This is a genomic window from Marinobacter similis (assembly GCF_000830985.1).
Taxonomy (GTDB): Bacteria; Pseudomonadota; Gammaproteobacteria; order Pseudomonadales; family Oleiphilaceae; genus Marinobacter; species Marinobacter similis.
On sequence record NZ_CP007151.1, the window covers coordinates 3,568,274 to 3,584,931 of the forward strand.

Annotated in this window: 13 protein-coding genes and 4 pseudogenes; 8 read left to right on the forward strand and 9 right to left on the reverse strand. The window is 59.5% G+C overall.

Features of this window, described 5'->3' with window-relative positions:
- Window positions 1-53 precede the first annotated feature (53 nt).
- A pseudogene (nadC, locus tag AU14_RS16445) lies at window positions 54-892 on the forward strand (carboxylating nicotinate-nucleotide diphosphorylase).
- Here nadC and AU14_RS16450 read toward each other — a convergent pair.
- From AU14_RS16450 to AU14_RS16470, 5 genes are read right to left on the reverse strand one after another with little or no spacing between them, the layout of a single operon-like run.
- Window positions 893-1,228: a YqcC family protein gene (locus AU14_RS16450; RefSeq protein ID WP_041342595.1), complete on the reverse strand. Its 336-nt coding sequence runs from the start codon at window positions 1,226-1,228 to the stop codon at window positions 893-895.
- Window positions 1,229-1,240: 12 nt separating this feature from the next.
- Window positions 1,241-2,038 carry a ParA family protein gene (locus AU14_RS16455; RefSeq protein ID WP_041342598.1) on the reverse strand — a complete coding sequence of 266 codons (798 nt, stop codon included), beginning with the start codon at window positions 2,036-2,038 and terminating at the stop codon, window positions 1,241-1,243.
- 45 nt (window positions 2,039-2,083) lie between these two features.
- A complete protein-coding gene (gene hda / locus AU14_RS16460; RefSeq protein WP_041344070.1) occupies window positions 2,084-2,782 on the reverse strand; it encodes a DnaA regulatory inactivator Hda in 699 nt (232 codons plus the stop codon).
- Window positions 2,779-3,339 carry a CDP-alcohol phosphatidyltransferase family protein gene (locus AU14_RS16465; protein ID WP_041342601.1) on the reverse strand — a complete coding sequence of 187 codons (561 nt, stop codon included), beginning with the start codon at window positions 3,337-3,339 and terminating at the stop codon, window positions 2,779-2,781. The genes hda and AU14_RS16465 overlap by 4 nt, the downstream gene beginning before the upstream one ends.
- A gap of 21 nt (window positions 3,340-3,360) precedes the next feature.
- Window positions 3,361-4,746: a DUF2066 domain-containing protein gene (locus AU14_RS16470; RefSeq protein WP_236744171.1), complete on the reverse strand. Its 1,386-nt coding sequence runs from the start codon at window positions 4,744-4,746 to the stop codon at window positions 3,361-3,363.
- Window positions 4,747-4,959: 213 nt separating this feature from the next.
- Between AU14_RS16470 and purM the strand changes: the two genes are divergently transcribed.
- From purM to AU14_RS16485, 3 genes are all read left to right on the forward strand, one after another.
- Complete coding sequence (gene purM / locus AU14_RS16475; protein ID WP_041342603.1) at window positions 4,960-6,024, forward strand: phosphoribosylformylglycinamidine cyclo-ligase; 1,065 nt, start codon at window positions 4,960-4,962, stop codon at window positions 6,022-6,024.
- A complete protein-coding gene (gene purN, locus AU14_RS16480) occupies window positions 6,021-6,683 on the forward strand; it encodes a phosphoribosylglycinamide formyltransferase (protein ID WP_041342606.1) in 663 nt (220 codons plus the stop codon). The genes purM and purN overlap by 4 nt, the downstream gene beginning before the upstream one ends.
- An 87-nt stretch (window positions 6,684-6,770) precedes the next feature.
- Window positions 6,771-7,553: a DUF3108 domain-containing protein gene (locus tag AU14_RS16485; protein WP_041342610.1), complete on the forward strand. Its 783-nt coding sequence runs from the start codon at window positions 6,771-6,773 to the stop codon at window positions 7,551-7,553.
- Here the strand turns inward: AU14_RS16485 and AU14_RS16490 are convergent.
- The 4 genes from AU14_RS16490 to apbC all read right to left on the reverse strand — a co-directional run bounded on the left by AU14_RS16490 (window position 7,550) and on the right by apbC (window position 11,420).
- Window positions 7,550-8,827: a valine--pyruvate transaminase gene (locus tag AU14_RS16490; protein WP_041342613.1), complete on the reverse strand. Its 1,278-nt coding sequence runs from the start codon at window positions 8,825-8,827 to the stop codon at window positions 7,550-7,552. The genes AU14_RS16485 and AU14_RS16490 overlap by 4 nt on opposite strands.
- Before the next feature lie 91 nt (window positions 8,828-8,918).
- Window positions 8,919-9,518, reverse strand: a complete 600-nt coding sequence (locus tag AU14_RS16495) for a YjaG family protein (protein ID WP_041342616.1) — start codon at window positions 9,516-9,518, stop codon at window positions 8,919-8,921.
- Window positions 9,515-10,081: a dCTP deaminase gene (gene dcd, locus AU14_RS16500; RefSeq protein ID WP_041342620.1), complete on the reverse strand. Its 567-nt coding sequence runs from the start codon at window positions 10,079-10,081 to the stop codon at window positions 9,515-9,517. The genes AU14_RS16495 and dcd overlap by 4 nt, the downstream gene beginning before the upstream one ends.
- A 238-nt stretch (window positions 10,082-10,319) precedes the next feature.
- Window positions 10,320-11,420: an iron-sulfur cluster carrier protein ApbC gene (gene apbC / locus AU14_RS16505; protein ID WP_041342623.1), complete on the reverse strand. Its 1,101-nt coding sequence runs from the start codon at window positions 11,418-11,420 to the stop codon at window positions 10,320-10,322.
- Between the two features lie 140 nt (window positions 11,421-11,560).
- On the opposite strand from apbC, the pseudogene metG reads away from it, so the two are divergent.
- From metG to rsxC, 4 genes and pseudogenes are all read left to right on the forward strand, one after another.
- A pseudogene (gene metG, locus AU14_RS16510) lies at window positions 11,561-13,598 on the forward strand (methionine--tRNA ligase).
- Between the two features lie 37 nt (window positions 13,599-13,635).
- Window positions 13,636-14,217, forward strand: coding sequence for an electron transport complex subunit RsxA (rsxA, locus tag AU14_RS16515; RefSeq protein WP_041342626.1), 582 nt, complete (start codon window positions 13,636-13,638; stop codon window positions 14,215-14,217).
- Between the two features lie 14 nt (window positions 14,218-14,231).
- Window positions 14,232-14,809: pseudogene (rsxB, locus tag AU14_RS16520) on the forward strand (electron transport complex subunit RsxB).
- Window positions 14,809-16,655 (forward strand): annotated as a pseudogene (gene rsxC, locus AU14_RS16525) (electron transport complex subunit RsxC). The pseudogenes rsxB and rsxC overlap by 1 nt, the downstream one beginning before the upstream one ends.
- Window positions 16,656-16,658 lie beyond the last annotated feature (3 nt).

Sequence of the window (16,658 nt, forward strand, 5' to 3'; positions counted from 1 at the left end):
TAGAATCCCCACCCATATTGAAGTTTCACCCCGATGCCAACGGACCCAATGCCATGATCTCTGCCGAACTGCTACGCCAATCCCGAGTTGAAACTGTCGCCCAGAGCCTGCGTGAGGATATTGGTGACGGCGACATCACCGCTCAGCTGATTGCCGCAGACACCCAGGCTCAGGCCGGGTTATCACTCGTGAACGTGCTACCGTGGCGGGCAAAGACTGGGTGGATGAAGTATTCCGCCAGGTAGATCCGAGCGTGGTTCTGGAATGGCAGGTTCACGATGGCGACAAGGTGGTTCCGGATCAGGTGCTGTTTCAGATGCGCGGACCAGCGCGGAGCTTGCTGACCGCAGAACGCGCAGCTCTGAACTGGCTACAGACCCTCTCTGGCGTGGCCACTGTTTGCGCCAGTTATGCTGACAAGGTCGCGCACACCAATGTGCGCCTGCTGGATACCCGTAAGACCCTGCCAGGCCTGCGCCTGGCCCTGAAATACGCGGTAACCTGCGGCGGCTGCTTCAACCACCGGATTGGCCTGTGGGACGCCTTCCTGATCAAGGAAAACCACATCTCGGCCTGTGGCTCCATCGCCAAGGCGGTAGAGGAAGCGCGGCGCATTGCGCCGGGTCGACCGGTGGAGGTTGAAACAGAAAACATGGACGAGCTGGAACAGGCGCTGGCGGCGGGTGCCGATGTGATTATGCTGGATGAGTTTTCACTGGCGGACATGCGCTCGGCGGTCACCCTCACCGCCGGTCAGGCACGACTGGAAGCTTCCGGGGGCATCAATGCGCAGACCCTGGTACCGGTGGCGGAAACCGGAGTGGACTACATTTCGATCGGCGCCCTGACCAAAGACATCAAGGCCACCGATCTTTCTATGCGCCTGGACTGATCAGCCTCCGGACAGAAGCTGATCAATTTCCTCAAGGGCCTGGATCAGGCTCTTGCCGGATTCAGGCCGAGGACGAAAATACTCTTCAGCCATGGGCGCCATGCCGGACACCTCCGGCAGCGGGTGCTCCTGCTCGATGATCACCTTCATCCGTTCCACAAACACGAACTGCAGCCACTGGGTAAATTCCAGGGTATCGATACAGAACGGCTGGGTACTCTGAAACGCCTCGGGGGATGGCCTTTCAGCCTCCCACATCCCCAGCTGTCGCAGTTCCATCTCGATCTGTAGCAGGCTGTCGGCAACCTGCCCTATGTGGTCTCGCGGTTCGGTCATGGCGGGTCTTCTCTAATCGGCCAGGGGCGCCAGTTCCACCTTCTCGCCATGCAGTACACTGAACAGGTCTTCATACTGGCGAGTCAGGGGGTGCTTGGGCGCCATGTGAATGAGTGGCTGACGGCTCTGGTGCGACTCTTTCATCTTGACCGAGCTCGACAGGCGCACCGGCAGAACCGGCAGGCCTTCTTCCGTCAACTCACGAACCAGCTGCTTGGGCAGGCTGGCGCGGGGCTGGAACTGGTTGGCAACAATGCCTTCCACCACCAGGTCTTCATTGTGGTCTTCCTGCAGATCACGGATTTCGTTCAGGATGTTATACAACGCCTGACGCGAGAAATCGTCGCAATCGAACGGAATCAGACAGCGTTGGGCGGCAATCAGCGCTGACCGGGTATAAAAGTTAAGGGCCGGGGCGGTATCAATGTAGATTGCGTCAAAGCTTTCGCCCAGCTTCTTCAGTGCTTCGCGCAGCTTGTAAATCTTGTGCTTGGCCTCAAGCTTTCGCTCCAGGAAGTCCAGTTCCGGGCTGGACGGCATCACGAACAAGTTGTCATAGGGCGTGGCATGTACGAATTCGTCCGGGCGACGATTAAAGACCGTGAACGCTACCGTCTGTTCGAGCATGTCTGCCACGGTATCCCGGAGTTCACTGGCGGGCTTGCCCAACAGGTAGTGGGTTGAGTTGCCCTGGGGATCCAGATCCACCACCAACGTCCGTTTGCCACGGGCTGCACTGATTGCAGCCAAATTACAGGTGATGCTGGATTTACCAACGCCGCCTTTTTGATTGAATACAACCCGTCTCATCTAGTCTCTCCCTTGCACGCTTTGTAGTTGTGGGCGAACTTCCGTTTACCAACCCATCACGGTCTTCACGAACGGAATGGTCAGCCTGCGCTGAGCCTGAAGCGAATTTTCATCCAGAGTATCCAGAATTGCCAGCAAATCTCCAAGCCGACGCGGCGCGCGGCGCATGATGAAGGTGGCAACGTCGTCCCCGATCACCAGGCCGCGCTGCTCGGCACGGGCCATAAGGATACGCAGACGGTCACCATCACGGTAGATACCAAGCTGGATCAACAATCCGTGGGAAAGTCTGGACACCAGGTCGGGAAGTTTGAATGGTGTTGCTGTCGGCACCTCCGACAAACTCACGATAAGCAGCCCACCGCGATCCTGAACCCGATTATAGAGATGGAAGACCGCCTCTTCCCAGGCCGGCTGGCCAGCGATGCGGTCAAGGTCGTCGAGGCAAATAACGTCGGCGCCGTCGAGGCCGGCCAGAGCCTCGGGGCCGAAAGGCTCCAGTTCGGCAATGCTGATGCACACCGCCAGAGTGCCACGATGCTCGGCATCGTGGCAGGCAGCCTGCAGCAGATGACTTTTGCCGGTATCGGAATCGCCGCAGATGACCACCACCGGAATCCCCCGGGGCTGACTGCAGACCGCCTTCAGACGTGAGGCGGCATCGGCGTTTCGGTCACCGTGAAAGTTGCCAAATCGGGCATCGTCCCGGAGTTTGATACCCAGGGGTAGCTGTGACGCACTCACGACCGCCTGGCCCTCCAGGCCCGCAGGCCCCATACCATCAGGTAGTGCCCGCCGCTGAAGATGGCCGAAATGGCCACCATCAATATGCCCACGTCCATGACCCAGGGCTGCATCGGCAGACCCGCCAACAGGACGATGATGGCCAGCACCACCAGAATCTGGATGAAGGTGTTCAGTTTGCCCGGGAGACTGGGCTCCATATCAAAGCGTCCGATACCGTAGTGATAAGCCAGGGCGCCGCCAACGATAAGTAGATCGCGGCCAAGCACCAGAATGAATAACCAGACCGGCAACACCTCGGTCAGCGTGAGCATCAGGTAGGCGGTCAGCAACAGGGCCTTGTCCGCCAGTGGGTCGGCCACCGCACCAAACCGTGAGCGCCAATTGAAGTGGCGCGCCAGGAAGCCATCGAAGGCGTCGGTGGCAGCCGCGACAACGAAGATTAGCAGCGCAAGCCGATAATTTGCGGTCAGCAGACCGCTTGCAAAGGGAGCAATCAGCAGGATGCGCAAAAACGTCAGGGCATTGGGAATCCAACGCCAGCGTTCCAAACTCACAAGGCTCCCTCCGGTAGTGCCTTACTTTTCAGCACTCTCTCCAGCACTCTCGCCAGCAGTCTCGCCAGCGCCATCGCTGATCCGGGGCGTTGACTGCCACCGATAATACAGCACCTGATACAGGGATTCGAACGCCTGTTCAGCCTCATCCTCATCCACCGGCATAGGCTGGTAGGTGAACATCGACTGGCCACCCTTCTCACTATCACCCTCAGATTGACCACTAGCCTCGGCGCCCTGCTCTGTAGATTCGGCCTCAGTTTGACCCGAAGCTGACTGGGCAGGCTCTTGCGCTGGCGCCGCGGTCTTGGGCTCCGGGGACGCTGTGGCCGGCTCGCGAGGCTCGGCTTCCAGCGGCACGAAACGGGGATCCAATGCGATGTATTCCTTGAGCTGGTCGAGCTCGCCGGAGAATGCGACGCGAAGCGTCAGCTGATCGCCTTTAACCCGGGAGGCACCGGCACTGAGCACGGGAGTCAGACCTTCGAGCACCTTGGTAACCTTGCCATAGTCCGCCAGGGAGGAAGCGCCCTTCAGCACGATATCCACCTGAGGCGACTCGGCCACCTTGCCTGCGGCCACGGCATAGCGATCAGCGTAACGTTCGGCCCAGCGGTTGATGACGGTTTGCGCCAGGGCCTCTGGGCTGTCAGCGGTAACCGATTCTTCACCACCGTCCATGGCCATGCCATCAAAAACCCAGCCCGCGCGCCATTGACCTCCGCTGCGATTCACCCGCACCAGCGCCATGATATCCTGATCCAGATCTCCTGAGGCCTTGCGGATGCGGTTGACAAACTGGCCCCACAAATCCGACAGGAGTTCCCGGTCGCCACTGAATTTTGCAGGTGGCAGTGCCACCGGAAGTCCACGCTCCTGCGCGGCCTGGTCAAACGCCTGCTGCCAGATAACGGACACCTGGCGGCTGGCTCCGGTGCCAGAAGCTTTATCGGTAATCAGTGTGCGCGTGCCACGGTCTTCAACCGCAACCCAGGCCAACGTGAGGGGGCGATTGGCGCCCCACACCGGCGCGTTGATGGACGCCAGGGCACGATTAACTCCGACAGCACCGAATGCCATACGAAGCCGGTTTTCGCCGGTTTCACCGCGCAGGTACTGGTACGACAGCAGCAGCGACTCGGCGTCGGCAAGCAACGCTTCAATACCTTCTTGCTCCAGCACCTCCCGGGTGCCGGACACTCTTACGAACACTCGCGCCAGGCCGTCAGCGTAGCCCGCCGCCAGTTCGTTGGGTGAGGAACCAACCACCGGCACCTCCACGTTATAGAGTCCTGATACAGTCACCGCCGCGACGGGGGCGCATAAAGACGCAACCATAAGCCCCAGCAATGCAAGCCACGCTACCGGTCCGGACTGGCGTGCCGTTTTTCGTCCTGATACTGACATGAAACACCCTGCAGTTCGCATGAATGGCGCATAGGATACACCATGGCCAGAAGTGTGAGTAGCGGGCCCGAGTTTCATAAAAGCAATAATGCCAAAGCCTTGGCCGCGCCGCACTTTGCCGCAGACACCATAGGGGGAATAACAGGTTGGAGCGCCTCACCTCACCTGTTAAAATCCGCCGCCTTACCCATTGGCCAACGGTGAAAGCACACCATGAGCGAACAGAAGCCCTCCCTGACCTACCGCGATGCCGGCGTTGACATTGACGCAGGCAACGAACTCGTAAACCGCATCAAGCAGACTGCCGCGCGCACCAAGCGCCCGGAAGTGCTAGGCGGCCTGGGCGGGTTTGGCGCCATGGTCTCCATCCCTGCTGGATACAAGGAGCCAGTCCTGGTATCCGGAACTGATGGCGTGGGCACAAAGCTGCGCTTGGCCATGCAGCTGCAAAAGCACGACAGCATCGGCATCGATCTGGTGGCCATGTGTGTGAACGACCTGATCGTGGGTGGTGCCGAGCCTCTGTTTTTCCTGGATTACTACGCTACCGGCAAGCTCAACGTCGACGTTGCTACCCAGGTTGTGGAAGGCATTGGCGAGGGCTGTGAACAGTCTGGCTGCGCCCTGGTAGGTGGTGAAACCGCGGAAATGCCGGGCATGTACGAAGGCGACGACTACGATCTGGCTGGCTTCTGCGTTGGTATCGCCGAGCGCGCTGACATCATCGACGGCAGCCAGGTCCAGAGCGGCGACGTACTGCTGGCGCTGGGCTCCTCGGGCCCCCACTCCAACGGCTATTCGCTGATTCGCAAGATCATCGACGTCAGCAACGCTGATCTGGACCAGCCCATGGGCGATACTACCCTGGCCAATGCGTTAATGGCTCCGACCCGAATTTACGTAAAAAACCTGCTGCAGCTGATCCGCCAGGTGGATGTACGCGCCATGTCCCACATCACCGGCGGCGGCCTGCCAGAAAATATTCCCCGGGTGCTGCCGAACGGCTGTGTGGCGGCGATCGACACCGCCAGCTGGACCCTGCCCCCGGTTTTCCAGTGGCTCAAGGAAGCCGGCGGTGTTGCTGACGAAGAAATGTACCGCACCTTTAACTGCGGCGTTGGCATGATTGTCTGCGTGCCGGCCGAGCAAAAAGACCTGGCACTGGACACCCTGAAAGCACAGGGCGAAAACGCCTGGCAGGTCGGCGTAGTTGAAAGCGCTGATAACCTCGACGACGAACCGACTGTGCGCTATGCACCGGGACTTGTGTCGGCATGAATGCAGATCAGCCTCCCGTGCCAACCATTCTCGTGCTGGCTTCCGGCAGCGGCACCAATCTGCAGGCGCTGATTGAGGCCAGCCGGGAGCGGGATTTCCCGGGCCAGATCGCTGCGGTTGGCTGCAACAGGCCAAACGCCTTCGCACTGGAACGCGCGTCCCAGGCTCACATCGAAACCTTCGTAGTGGACCACACGAAATACGACTCCCGGGACGAGTTCGATGGTGCCCTTATGCAGGAAATCCGGCGCCACAACCCCGATCTGGTGGTGCTGGCCGGCTTTATGCGGATCCTGACCACGGACTTTGTTCGTGCCTTCCGCGGCCAGCTCCTCAACATCCATCCGTCTCTGCTGCCGAAATACACCGGCCTGAACACCCACCAGAGAGCCCTGGATGCCGGCGACACTCTGCACGGCGTGTCGGTGCACTTTGTCACTGAGGAGCTCGATGGCGGCCCGGTCATTGCCCAGGCAGAGGTTGCCGTGGCACCGGGTGACACGACCGAGAGTCTGGCGGAAAAAGTCCAGGAAAAGGAACACATCCTGTACCCGATCGTTGTACGCTGGTTTTGCGAAGGCCGCATTCAGCTGGGCAGCGATTACGTTACCTTCGACGGTGAATTACTGAAAAAACCAATGCGGTTGCCTGATAACTGAGTCGCACCCTGAACGTATTGTCATCTTGCACTATCGGGTAACCCGCTAAACTGTCGCCATAAAAGACAGCTTTTCCAGGGTTACGATATGCATTTGAATCGAACGACCACAAAATCCTTCACCGGCCGAACCGCCATACTGCTGACCCTTGCGCTGTTCTCGGCTCCCACCCTGGCCAGCGAGCCTTCTAAAGAAACCCAGCCGTCTAAGGACGCCCGGCAACCTGGCGTCGAACTTGCTCCCTATGAGGTCACCTACACCGCGGCCATGGACAAGGGCATCACCCTGAACGGCACCGCCAAGCGGACACTGACCAAAAAAGACGGGAACGTCTGGCTGTACCGGACCGATGTGGATTCGTTCATCGCCAATATTGATGAGTCCCTGATCCTGAAATGGGAAAACAACCAGGTTATCCCGCTGCGATACCGTTACCGGCTCTCGGGCTTCCTGATCAAGGATCGCGAACAGAGCATTGATTTCGATTGGGATGCCGGAGTCGCCACCGGCAAGGATGAGGGCGAGCCGTTCAAACTGGAGCTTCGTGAAGGCGCGCTGGACCCGCTGGGGTTCCAGTTGCAGCTGAGCCAGGATATCAAATCCGGCAAGCGCGATATCACCTATCAGGTGATTGATGGCGACGATTACGATGAGGACCGATTCGCCGTACTCGATCAGGAGCCCATGAAAACCAATCGGGGCTCCATCATCACGCTGAAAGCCGAGAAAGTACGGGATGAAGGTTCCAAGCGCGAAACCCTGATGTGGTTCGCGCCGGACGAAGACTTCCTGCTGGTGCGACTGCTCCAGACCGAACCCGATGGCAGCCGCTACGAGCTCAGGCTGAACCGGTCAGACCTCGGCGGTTAAACCCGCTTCCCGGCTTCTGCCCAGACTGCTTTGACCTCGTCGGCAATAATCCGGAGCCCTTCTGCCACCCGAGCGTCGTCCTGAGAGTAGGTAACCCGGAGGCACTCGTTCCGATGCCGCCAGTCATCCTCGGGCAGGCCCGGGAAGAAATAGTGCCCGGACACCACCAGGACACCGCGCGTCTTCAACCGCTCGTACAGCTCGAGGCTGGTGATGGGCAGGTCCGGAAACCACAACCACAGGAACATGGCGCCCTCGGGCTTATGGATGTACCAGCGGCAACTGTCCTCGCCCATGGCCTCACGGAACGCCGCCACCGCCTTTTCCATCTTAGCCTTGTAGAACGGACATACCACATCCCGGCTCAGTGACAGCAAGTCTCCGGAGCGAACCAGCGGTTCCGCCAGCATGGCGCCAAAACTGCCAGTAGCCAGGTTCATGATCGCATTCACTCCTGACAGCGCTTTGATGACCGGCTTCGCGGCAATCACGATGCCGGTTCGCGCCGCGGGCATCCCCAGCTTGGACAGGCTTAGGCAGAGAATGATCTGCTCATTCCAGGTTGGCTCGGCGTCCACAAACAGCAGGCTTGGGAATGGCGTACCGTAGGCGCCGTCAACGATCAGTGGAACGTCGTGCTCGCGAGCGAGGACTTCCAGCCGCGCCAGCTCCTCGTCGGTGATCACATTGCCGGTGGGGTTGGTGGGCCGGGACACGCAAATGGCGCCGGTCTCACCGGTCACTTCCACGGCGTCAAAATCGACCCGGTATTTGAACTCGTGGGCATCGGTGAAGGAGATGTCCGGCTGAACAGCACGAAACAGGCCCGGCTCGATGCCGGCATCGGCGTAGCCGATGTACTCCGGCGCCAGGGGCAAGAGAATGTGCTTGTGCTGACCGTTCCCGTAGTCACCGCCGAACATGTTGAACAACATGAAAAAGGCCGCCTGACTGCCGTTGGTCAGGGCTATGTTTTCAGGCTCAAGGTCCCAGCCATACTCCCGGCTGAGCAGCTCTGCCAGCGCGGCAATAAACTGCTTTTCGCCCTGGGGCGGATCGTAGACTCCAACCAAACGACGGACGTCAGATTCGCTCTGGCTGATATTGGCCAGAATTTCCTGCACGCGCTCCTGAATTTCCGGTATGTGCCCGGGGTTACCGCCCCCCATCATGATCATGTCGTCACCGGACGCCATAGCGTTTCCGAGATCGTCCATCAATGAGGTTATGCCGGCATCGGCGGTAAACTTGCGACCAAATGCAGAGAGCTTCATGGCGTAAAATCCGTTATGCACACCCGGTAAATTTATCGTTCTGTGGCAGCGACAGTCTAGCCGCTCTTTTGGCGAGCGGCTTGATGTGCCGTTATTCGGTCAGGGAAATTCCCAGATTGCTGACGCCCTCGTTGGCGGCGTCGATGCGGAGGCCTTCGGTAAACTGCTGCGTGGGTGTGCGCTGACGCTTAAGAGCCAGCACCAGATCACGCTGAAAGGCTTTGTCTTCTTTCATCAACGGGTGCACTTCCAGCAGGCGCACCAGCCCGTCTTCATCGAGCTCATCGCCCTCGGACATCTCGATGAAGCTCATCACCGTGCCGGTGGCCATCTGGGAGGCCTCGGTGGCGCGATGCTTGGCCGGATTCAGGCGATTCAGCAGGGCCTGCTCCAGCAGCTGGCAGAAATCGAAGGCCGGGTAAACGCCATAGGCGTCGTAGGCTTCAACATCCGGAGACAGGGCTTCAAGCTTGGCCAGGAGCTGGGGAATGGCGGATTCCGCGACATCCTCTTGCAGCATGCCCCAGCCCTGATCCAGCATCTGCCGCATCTTGGCGCCGGTTTTCAGGCCAACGGCATCGGCAAACAGGGCGTAGTTGGGGAATGAGCGCTCGGCGAGCGACAGCAGGAAGGCGCATTCGCGCCATCCCTGCAGCTGGGAAACGGCTTTCAGAAACTGGTTGGCGTTCATGTCCTGGGCAGGGTCACGCCGGTCTGGCCCAGGTATTTGCCGCCCCGGTCTTTGTAGCTGGTTTCGCAGACTTCGTCGGATTCGAAGAACAGCATCTGCGCCACACCTTCGTTGGCGTAGATTTTCGCCGGCAGGTTGGTGGTGTTGGAGAATTCCAGGGTCACCTGGCCTTCCCACTCCGGCTCAAGCGGTGTGACATTCACGATGATGCCGCAGCGAGCGTAGGTGGATTTGCCAAGGCAGATGGTGAGCACGCTGCGCGGGATGCGGAAGTACTCGACGGTACGCGCCAGGGCAAAGGAGTTCGGCGGAATGATGCAGACGTCACCGGTGTAGTTCACGAAGCTGTTTTCGTCGAAGTTCTTGGGGTCGACGGTGGCGGAGTGAACGTTGGTGAAGATTTTGAATTCGTTGCTGCAGCGTACGTCGTAACCGTAACTGGAGGTGCCGTAGGAGATAACACGGCCCTTTTCGGATTCACGGACCTGACCGCTTTCGAACGGTTCGATCATGCCCTGCTGCTCGGACATTCTGCGAATCCACTTATCGGATTTGATGCTCATGGGTGACGTCTCGTTATCACTGGAAAAATTGGGGCGTAGTTTACCCGTTAGCGGGTGTTGTGTCGAAGCCTCTGGGATCGGCGCTGGGGGCTGCGGGCACAGGATGAACCGCCCAAAAACCGCGACGAGCACATCCATGTGTGCTTCTCTCCGGCCGTCCTTGGCCTACGAGATTTTTGGGCGGTTCATCCTGCGTCCGCGATCAGACCTGGAAACGTTGGCCCGCGGACGTCTCGAATCAGTGTTCGGTAACGGACACGCTTGAGATCGAACCGGTCAGGTTGCGCTCGCGAGTGGAGAGCTCGGCACCAACCCGGCGGGCAATGTCCCGGTAGCGGCGTGCTACTTCAGAATCCGGCTCGGCCACCACCGAAGGCTCGCCGCCGTCGGTCTGTTCGCGGATAGTCATGTGCAGTGGCAGTTGGCCTAACAGAGTGGTGTCGTACTCGTCGGCGATGCGCTCGCCGCCGCCGTGGCCGAACAAAGGCTCTTCATGGCCGCAGTTGCTGCAGATGTGCACGCTCATGTTCTCGACCACACCCAATACCGGAATTTCGACTTTACGGAACATTTCGATGCCCTTCTTGCCGTCGAGCAGCGCGATGTCCTGGGGCGTGGTGACGATTACCGCGCCGGTGACCGGGACTTTCTGGGCCAGGGTGAGCTGGATGTCGCCGGTGCCTGGCGGCATGTCGACAATCAGGTAGTCGAGTTCGTTCCACAGGGTCTGCTGCAGCAGTTGCATGACCGCGCCGCTGACCATCGGGCCACGCCAGACCATGGGGGTTTTGTCGGTGACCACGAAGGCCATGGAGTTGGCCTGGAGGCCGTGGGCTTCCATGGGCACGAAGTATTTGTTTTCGCGGGTGTCCGGGCGCTTGCCTTCGGGCACGCCCAGCATCATGCCAATGCTCGGGCCGTAGATGTCGGCATCCAGGATGCCGACGCGGGCGCCTTCGGCCTGCAGGGCCAGGGCCAGGTTGACGGCGGTGGTGGATTTGCCAACGCCGCCCTTGCCGGAGGCAACGGCAATAATGTTTTTCACACCCGGCACCGATGGCAGTTCTTTCTGAACTTTGTAGGAGTGGATCTTCTGGCCTACGTGAACCTCGGCGCTCTCGACGCCATCCACGTTTTCCAGAGCTACCGACACCAGCTGTTTCAACGCTCCAGCAATGCCTTTGGACGGGTACGGCAACTCGACCATCAGGGTGACCTTGCCGGCCTCATCGGTGTTCAGGGCCTTTACGGCATCCAGTTCGTACAGGTCCTTCTGAAGATACGGATCGCGGTATTCGCGAATCGCCGTTTGTAGGGCCTGCTCTGAAATCTGTGTCATCGGGTTCTCCGGAATAAGCTCATGCTTCATTTTAAGCACGGAATCAGGGGATTCGGGTGAAAAATATCTGCTCGGAAGGTATCATCTGTGCCCGTTTCTGACCACACAACCCCTACTCTGAAGAAAGGTTCGGACACACCATGACGCAAGCGAGTCCAAAGCAACAGCGCGATATTCTGGTCACCAGCGCCCTGCCCTACGCCAATGGCCCCATTCATCTGGGCCACCTGCTGGAATACATTCAGACCGACATCTGGGTGCGCTACCAGAATATGCGGGGCCAGAATTGCTACTACGTTTGCGCCGATGATGCCCACGGCACTGCTATTATGCTCCGCGCCGAGCGCGAAGGCATCACCTCTGAGGAGCTGATTGACCGCATCCGCGATGAGCACCAGCAGGATTTTGCCGGGTTCCATATCCGCTTCGACAATTACTACACCACCCACTCGGAGGAGAACCGTCAGTTCTCCGAGTACATCTACCGTCAGTTGCAGGAAAACGGGCACATTGCCACCCGCAAGATTACCCAGTCCTTCGACCCGGAAAAGAACATGTTCCTGGCCGACCGCTTCATCAAGGCACATGCCCGAAGTGCAAGACCGAGGACCAGTACGGCGATAACTGTGAGGCTTGTGGTGCCACCTACACCCCGGCGGAGCTGATCAACCCGCGCTCAGCCGTGTCCGGTGCCACACCGATTGAGAAAGAGTCCGAGCACTACTTCTTCAAACTGCCCGACTTCGCCGATTTCCTGGCTAACTGGACCCGCAGTGGCACGCTTCAGCCCCAGGTTGCCAACAAACTGGCCGAATGGCTGGACGCCGGTCTGCAGGAGTGGGACATCAGCGTGATGCGCCCTACTTCGGTTTTGAGATTCCAGACGCACCGGGCAAGTACTTCTATGTCTGGCTGGACGCGCCTATTGGCTACCTGGCCAGTTTTAAGAACCTGTGTAACCGCGAGAACATCGATTTCGAGCACTTCTGGAAGGCCGATTCCACCGCCGAGGTGTATCACTTCATCGGCAAGGACATCATCAACTTCCACGCGCTGTTCTGGCCCTCCATGCTGCACGACGCTGGCTTCCGGACGCCAACCGCGGTCTGGGCCCATGGCTTCGTAACCGTGAACGGCAAGAAGATGTCCAAGTCCCGCGGCACCTTCATCATGGCCCGCACCTACCTGGATCATCTGAATCCTGAGTACCTGCGCTACTACTTCGCTGCCAAGCTCACCGGTGGCGTAGATGACATGGACTTGAACCTTGAAGATTTCGCGGCCCGGGTGAACTCGGACCTGGTCGGCAAGGTGGTCAACATTGCCAGCCGCAGCGCCGGCTTCATCACCAAGCGCTTCGACGGCCAGCTGGGCCAGGTCACCGAACACGACAAGATCCGCGAGTTCGTGGAGGCCGGCAAGGAAATCGAGGAATTCTTCGAGGCCCGTGAATTTGGCCGTGCCATGCGTCGGATCATGGAACTGGCGGATATCGCCAACCAGTACGTCAACGACGAGCAGCCCTGGGTGATTGCCAAGCAGGAAGGCCAGGACGAGAACCTGCAGGCCATCTGCACCAACGCCATCAACATGTTCCACCTGCTGATGACCTACCTGGCGCCGGTGCTGCCGGAAACCGCCAAGGCGTCCGAAGCCTTCCTGAATGCCAAACTCGACTGGAATGGCCGGGAGCAGCGCCTGGAGAATCACGGCATCAACAAGTTCAAGCCGCTGATGAACCGGGTGGACATGGCACAGATTGAGAAAATGCTCGACGCGTCCAAGGAAGAGCTGCCGGCTGCAACCGGGAAACCGGCGCCAGAGCCCAAAGCAGATCTTGAGCCCGTGGCGGACGAGATTGAATTTGGCGATTTCGCGAAAGTGGACCTTCGGGTCGCTAAGATTGTCAAAGCAGAACACGTTGAAGGTGCCGACAAGCTGCTGCGCCTGACCCTGGACATTGGCGAAGGTGAGCGCAATGTGTTTGCGGGCATCAAGTCGGCCTACAAACCCGAGGATCTGGAAGGACGGCTAACCGCGATGGTCGCCAACCTGAAGCCACGGAAGATGAAGTTTGGCCTGTCCGAAGGCATGGTACTGGCCGCAGGGCCAGGTGGTGAGGACATCTTCATCCTCTCGCCTGATTCCGGTGCCACGCCCGGCATGCGGATTATGTAAGTGCTGAGCACGCACTGATAACGGCGGAGACGCTCTGATGACAGAGTATTTGCTGATTCTGGTCAGCACCATTTTGGTCAACAACTTCGTGCTGGTGCAGTTTCTCGGTCTGTGCCCCTTCATGGGGGTTTCGGGCAAGCTGGAAACCGCCATGGGCATGTCGCTGGCGACCACCTTTGTGCTGACCTTGTCATCGGTGTGCAGTTACCTCGCCTACACCTACCTGCTGGCACCGCTGGACCTGGCGTTCCTGAAAACCATCACCTTCATTCTGGTGATCGCGGTGGTGGTGCAGTTCACTGAAATGGTGGTGCGCAAGACCAGCCCGCTACTGTACCGGGTGCTGGGTATTTTCCTGCCGTTGATCACCACGAATTGCGCGGTACTCGGTGTGGCACTGCTGAACCTCAACAAAAACAACAATTTTGTTGAGTCCGTCCTGTATGGCTTCGGCGCTGCCGCCGGCTTCTCCCTGGTACTGGTGCTGTTCGCGGCCATGCGTGAGCGCATTGCGGTGTCTGATGTACCGGTGGCGTTCCGGGGTGCTGCCATTGGTATGGTAACCGCAGGCTTGATGTCACTGGCGTTCCTGGGCTTTACCGGCCTGGTCAGCGTGTAACGGAGACGGGTTGTATGTGGACGGGCATTATCATTGCGGTTCTGGTTCTGCTGGCTCTGGCCATGGTCTTTGGCGGCCTGCTTGGCTTTGCCTCGGAGCGATTCCGGGTTGAGGGTAATCCCCTGGTGGAGCAGATTGATTCGCTACTGCCACAAACCCAATGCGGCCAGTGCGGCTTTCCCGGCTGCCGTCCGTACGCCGAATCCATTGCCGATGGCGATGCCATCAACAAGTGTCCTCCCGGCGGCGAATCTACATCAAGGCCCTGGCCGACCTGCTCGATGTCGAGCCCCAGCCCCTGGATGCCGAACACGGTGTCGAACAGGCCAAGCGTGTGGCGGTGATTCGGGAAGACGAATGCATCGGCTGCACCAAATGCATTCAGGCCTGCCCCGTTGATGCCATCCTCGGTGCCGCCAAGCATATGCACACGGTTATCGAGAGCGAGTGCACCGGCTGCGACCTCTGCGTCGACCCTTGCCCAGTCGACTGTATTGATATGATCACCATTGAACCCGATATCCGCACCTGGACCTGGACACCGCCCGCCAGTGGCGTGATTGCCACCGATCGCCAGGGAGCCAGTGCCTGATGACGCAACTGTGGGATTTTAGCGGCGGCATCCATCCGGCCGAGAACAAGCACCAGTCCACTGCCCGGCCAATCCGGCAGCCGCGCTGCCGGAGCATCTGATACTGCCCCTGCAGCAGCACATTGGTGAGCCTGCTACCACATTGGTCAAGGTTGGCGACCGGGTGCTGAAAGGCGAGAAGATTGCCGACGTCACCAATGGCCTGGGGGTGCCGGTACATGCACCCACCTCCGGATTCATCGAGAGCATTGCCCAACTGCCGGTGCCACACCCCTCCGGCATGACCGATTGGTGCATTACCCTGCGCCCCGACGGCGAAAACCAGTGGGTTGAGCTGCAACCGGTTGCCGACTACCGCAGCCTGGAACGTAATCAGGTTCTGGATATGATTCGAGACGCTGGCATCGCAGGGCTTGGCGGCGCCGGCTTCCCCACCGACATCAAACTGCGCCCGCCCCGGGATCGCAAGGTGGCAACGCTCATTTTAAACGGTGCCGAGTGCGAGCCTATATCACCGCTGATGACATGACCATGCGCGAACGGGCTGAGGAAGTCCTGGCTGGATTCAAGGTGATGGCGTGGCTGCTGCGGCCTGAACGCTGCGTGATTGGCATTGAAGACAACAAGCCTGAGGCCATTGCCGCCCTCAGGGCCGCCACAGAAGGCACCCAGATAGAACTGGCGGTCATTCCGACCAAGTACCCTTCCGGTGGCGAAAAACAGCTGATACAGATCCTCACTGGCATGGAAGTGCCCAGCGGCGGCATTCCCGCGGATATCGGGGTGATGTGCCAGAACATCGGCACAGCGGTGGCGATTTCCCAGCTGATATTTGAAGGCAAGCCGCTGATCTCACGCACCACCACCATCACCGGTGAAGCTGTGCGCGAGCCCGGTAATTTCGAGGCTCTTATCGGCACGCCGGTCCAGCACCTGTTGGAGCAAGCCGGTCTGCAGCCGGATCAGGTTAACCGGCTGGTGATGGGCGGCCCGATGATGGGTTACACCCTGACCACCACCGCCGTACCCATTGTAAAAACCAGCAATTGTGTCATCGCCGCCACCGCCAGCGAGCTGCCGGCACCACCACCGGAGCAGGCGTGCATTCGCTGCGGTATGTGTGCCGAGGCCTGCCCCATGGAACTGCTGCCGCAGCAACTGTTCTGGTACTCCAAGGCCACCGAGTTTGAAAAGGCTGAACACCTCAATCTGTTCGACTGCATCGAGTGCGGTGCCTGCTCCTACGTCTGCCCCAGCTCGATTCCGCTGGTCCAGTACTACCGCTACGCCAAAGGTGAAATCCGGGTGCAGCGGGCGGAACAGCTGAAGGCCGACCGTGCCCGAGAGCGTTTCGAAGCGCGCCAGGAACGCCTGGAACGGGAGCAGCAGGAGAAAGAACATCGGCGCAAAGAACGCGCCAAGCTGCAGCCGAAGCCCAGGCGAAGAAGAAGGCGGAAGCCGAGAAAGCCGCTGCCGAGGGCGAGGCCGTAGACGAGCGATCCGCCAAGGCGGCGTTGGTGCAGCAGGCCCTCGCTCGCAAAAAGCCAAGGCCGCGGCTGCCGCGACCGCCAAGGAACCTGCCGCTGCCCCCCCTACTACGCCAAAGGAGCCGGCGGTGGAGAAACCCGATCTTGAGGCACTGGAAAAGCAGCTGACCCAGGCTCAGGCAAAACTTGAAACCATGCAGGGCATGCTGGAAGACGCCAAAGCCCAGCAGGCCGACAACGTGGACAAACTCGAACGGGCCGTTGCCAAGAATCATGACCGGGTAGACCGCGCGCAAAAAGCGCTGACCGAAGCCCGCGAGCAGCTGGCCCGGAACACCGAAACCCAAACACCCGACTAACCG